General features: G+C 63.0%; 1 protein-coding gene. It reads left to right on the forward strand.

Annotated elements, in window-relative coordinates; genetic code table 11:
• Nucleotides 1-246, forward strand: a 246-nt coding sequence (locus LD028_RS09315; protein WP_237811652.1) for an RsmD family RNA methyltransferase, incomplete at both ends; no start/stop codon positions are given.

The following is a 246-nucleotide window of genomic DNA, read 5'->3' on the forward strand; positions in this document are numbered from 1 at the left end:
TGACCTGGTCTTTCTCGACCCGCCGTACGCCCAGCAAAACATTGCCGAAGACCTCCGTGTCATGCAGGAATTGGGACTGCTTGCGGACGGGGCGTGGATCGTGGCGGAACACGACAGCGCCATCCGCCTGCCGGAAACGATTGGCCGCTGTGTAGTGGAGCGCGTCGCCACCTACGGGGAGACGACGGTCACGCTCTATGCCCACGAGCTGGAAGAACACCATCACGCCGAGCAAACGGCGTCGGA

It is taken from the genome of Anoxybacillus sp. LAT27, assembly GCF_022030075.1.
GTDB classification, from domain to species: domain Bacteria; phylum Bacillota; class Bacilli; order Bacillales; family Anoxybacillaceae; genus Anoxybacillus; species Anoxybacillus kestanbolensis.